At 64.5% G+C, this 3,942-nt stretch carries 3 protein-coding genes; 2 read left to right on the top strand and 1 reads right to left on the bottom strand.

Translation table 11 applies throughout. The features are described 5' to 3' along the window. Together WB785_RS02640 and WB785_RS02645 are read left to right on the top strand one after the other, a co-directional pair. On the top strand, positions 1–425 hold a 425-nt coding region (locus WB785_RS02640; RefSeq protein ID WP_424077143.1), incomplete at its 5' end, for a SpoIIE family protein phosphatase. After that, complete coding sequence (locus WB785_RS02645; RefSeq protein WP_424077144.1) at positions 422–2,635, top strand: SpoIIE family protein phosphatase; 2,214 nt, start codon at positions 422–424, stop codon at positions 2,633–2,635. The genes WB785_RS02640 and WB785_RS02645, both read left to right, overlap by 4 nt. A 9-nt stretch (positions 2,636–2,644) precedes the next feature. On the opposite strand, the gene WB785_RS02650 is transcribed toward WB785_RS02645, so the two are convergent. Then, positions 2,645–3,942 (bottom strand): DUF4185 domain-containing protein (locus WB785_RS02650; protein ID WP_424077145.1); only part of this gene is annotated, 1,298 nt, incomplete at its 5' end.

The following is a 3,942-nucleotide window of genomic DNA, read 5'->3' on the forward strand; positions in this document are numbered from 1 at the left end:
GCGCCGAGCCGCTCGCCGTCCTGGTCCAGCACTGTCACCGCGCGTTGTCGGGCACCAGAGGGGCTGCGATGACGTTGGCGCACATCGACTTTCGATCTGACATACTCAGCTGGATCGGCATAGGCAATGTGACCGCCGACCTCGTCGCCAAACACCCGGCCGGTGTCGAGGTGCGATCTTCAGCGCGTCTGGCCGGCGGTATCGTCGGTTACCGCATACCCGAAACGCTGACACCGCAGGAAGTTCCGATCCGACCCGGCGACCTGCTGGTGATCACCAGCGATGGCATCGTGGAAGACCATTTGGACGACATCGACTTCTCCGCATCGTCTTTGGCGATCGCCAACGACATTTTGCACGAGCACGCCAAAGACAACGACGACGCGCTGGTGCTCGCCGCACGTCACCGGGGCGCGTCGGGATGAACGACCCCGGCGAATTCCACGCCGGGTACGCCACCGCCCTGCGTACCTACTTGCAGACGCGCGGTGAGGAGGAACTCGCCGTCGGCCACGAACTCGGACGCCAGGCCTTGCAGATGAGCGTCAGCACGCTGGAGATCATCGAGAACCACTTCCAACTGGTCGACGACCACGCGCAGAATCCGGTCTTCGATCGACCGGCGGCGCTGGCCTTCCTTCTGCAGACGCTGGCCCCGCTAGATATCGCGACGCGCGGATTTTTAGACGGCACAAAGCGTTACGAGGAACAGCGGGCCCGGGCGGAAAACTTGGCCGATCGCGACGAGTTCCGCACCGCATTGGTGAACTCGCTGCAAGAGGGGTTCTTCGTCGCCAACCACGAAGGGGCCGTTACCGAGGTCAACGACGCATTCGGCAAGATCACCGGCTACCCGGCCCACGGTGTCCCCTACCGGTGGCCACACCCGTGGTTGGTCGACGAGAAGGCGGCGCGGCAACAACAACTGCGCCTCAATCAGGAGAACCAAGTCCAGTACGAGACGCCGATCCGGCACCGAGACGGCCGCCTGGAATGGGTCGCCGTCAACATCAACCGGGTGACGGCGGACGTCGCCGATGAGGACGTGTACGTCGGAACGATCCGCGACATCACCGCTGAACGGGCGTTCGCCGCGCGGGAAAGCGCCGTGCTGCGCCTTGCCACGGCGGTTGGCGTGGCCAAAAGTGTCGCCGAGGTGCTGACGATCACCCTCGACGAGTGTCGCGTCGCGCTCGACGTACACCGGGTGGTGGGCGCGGTGTGGCCGCCCAACGACGGCGACCCAACAGTTCAGGTGGCCGGAGAGAACGCCACACTGCCGTGGCGCCAACTCGATCCGGTGCTGCGCCAGATATTTCAGCAAGCCCGCCACCAATTGCCGCTGACGGTGCAGCCCATCGAATGGCCGGGCAATCCGGGCATGGCTCGCGGAATTGTCGCGGTGCTCACCGGCGGCGGGGACGTCGCGCTGTGGCTGGAACTGCGGGTGCCACGCCGGGTCAGCGCCGAGGATCGGTTGCTGGTCACCGTGCTCGTCGGGCATCTGGGATTGGCAATCCAGCATGTGCGCCAGTTCGAAACCGCGCGCGAGACCTCGCTGACGCTGCAACACGCGATGCTGGCACCGACCGAGCTTCCAGCCGGCTTCGCGGTGCGCTACGAACCCGCGGTCCCGCCTCTGGAAATCGGCGGCGACTGGTATGACGTATTGCGGCTGGGCGATCACCGGATCGGCATCATCGTCGGAGACTGTGTGGGACGCGGCCTTTCCGCTGCGGCGGTGATGGGTCAGCTTCGCAGCTCTGCCAGGGCGCTGCTGCTCACCGGCGCGGAGCCCGCCAAACTGCTCGAAGAACTTGACGCCGTAGCCAAACTGATCCCGGATGCCTTCTGCACCACCGTCTTTCTCGCGGTCCTGGATACCGAGACCGGTGAGTTCTGTTACAGCTGCGCCGGCCACCTACCAGCCGTGCTCGCCGTGCCACACGCCGAGCCGATGCTGCTCTCTGATGCTCGCTCGGTGCCGTTAGCCGTGCACCGCAAGGATTCTCGTCCACAATCGTCGGTAGTCCTTCCGCCCGGATCGACGTTGATGCTGTACACCGACGGACTGGTCGAGCGGCGCGAGATCTCAATCGACGACGGGATCGCGCGGGTCAGTGCGACGGTGGCTACCGGGATGCATCTGCCCGTCGACGACATCGCGGACGCCGTCCTCGACGAAATGGCCCCACCAGCCGGATACGACGATGACATTGCGATAGTTGTCTACCGGCACCCGTACCGCCCGTTGAAGATCGAAAAAGCCGCAGCCGCCGAGCAATTGAGTGATGTCCGGCATCAGCTTGCGGCATGGCTGCGCGGCGCCGCGATACCGGACGAGGCGGCCGCCGACATCGTGTTGGCGGTCAACGAGGCGGCGGCCAACAGCATCGAACACGCCTACCGCGGACATAAACCGGGTACCGTTCGGATCGAAGGAGAAAACGACGGTGCCCGAGTGCACGTGCGGGTCATCGACCAAGGTTCGTGGAAAGTGGCCCCTGTCGACCCCGGCGTCCGGGGACGTGGATTGGTATTGATCCGCGCAGTCAGCGACTGGCTCGAGATGGACTGCACCCCGTCGGGGACCACGGTGGACATGAGCTTCCGGGTGCCCGAAGTGGGGTCATGATCTGGTCAGCTATGGCAGCACGGTGTGCATCAGCATCACGTCGTACGCCGACCACAGTGACAGGTTGAAGTACAAGTCTCGACCCGAAGACCACGGATGAATCATCGGCGCGTATATACCGCCGGGCATCGAAAACGACGACACCAGAGGTTGTTCCGGGCTCCAGGGTCCTTCCGGAGACGGCGCGGTCCGGGCCACCACGTCATTGCTGCCGCCGTTGGTGTAGAGCACCAGGTATTGCTTGAGATAGTCGTTGTACTGGGCTGACATCTCGCCTACCGGACCCGGGAAAATCGGCGTCGCCGCACTCGGGTCCCGCGCCACCCAACCCTTGCCCTCGCCGTTCCAGTACTGGTACTTGGTGAGGTCGGGTAAGAAGTTCGGCGGAACCCGTGACAGGAACGCCGGGCCGCCGCGTCCCGACGGGGTTCCGAACGAGTAGAGGTAACCGTCCTTTCCTTTCATGAACGCCCCCATCTGGAAGTTCTCGTTGCCCGGGAAGTAGTGGCCTCCCGGGACAGCGTCCGCCGAGGCCAACCTGATGGTGCCGGGGAAGATGCCCCAACTCTGGCCGTTGTCAACCGATCTCGCGAGTCCCGAGTAGTTCGTCGACCATTCGCCGTCACGGCCCCAGTTCCTGATCGACATGAAGTTCATATATTGCGTTCTGCCGAGGGACATCGCCGACGTTGGAATGATTCCGGTCTCGTGTGCCGCCTTGTGGATGCTGTTGACGACCTGCTTGGACAAGCCCGGCGCCCATACCGGCGAACCGGAGTACGGGTTGTTCGGCACCCCGTCGGTGACGTGGATACCCTGGTTCAGATCGCGGTCTTGGCTGCGGAAAAGCACGTTGTAGCGCCATTGCTGGCCGTGCACGCTGCAATAGCCGAACGTGTCACCGAAGGCCATCAGAACCTGACGATTGCCGGGATCGCCATTGTCCCAAGGTATCCCGAGGTCGGTTCCGGAGATACCGAACCGTTCGAGGGTGCGGTTGGGACTGTTCGGTCCGGTCACGAAGTCGACGAGTGAGGTCGGAGCACCCGCGACGTTGGCCGGCGGCGGCGGTGCCGGAACGGCCTGCGGAACCGCCTGATTGGCGTTCGGGGACCCCGGGATGGCGCCCGGCGGAGTGGGCCCCGGCGTCACCGCCGCCTGAAGCTGCGCGGGATTTCGGGTGAGCGGTTTGAGGAATTGGGAGATCAGCGGACCCAATTTGGGTAGCGGCGCCTTTTCATTGGCACCTCGGGGCCTGCGGCCCGTCGGTGGCACGACGACCGGCGCGGGCGCCGGCATCTCCGGCA

Source organism: Mycobacterium sp. (genome assembly GCF_049585075.1).
Taxonomy (GTDB): domain Bacteria; phylum Actinomycetota; class Actinomycetes; order Mycobacteriales; family Mycobacteriaceae; genus Mycobacterium.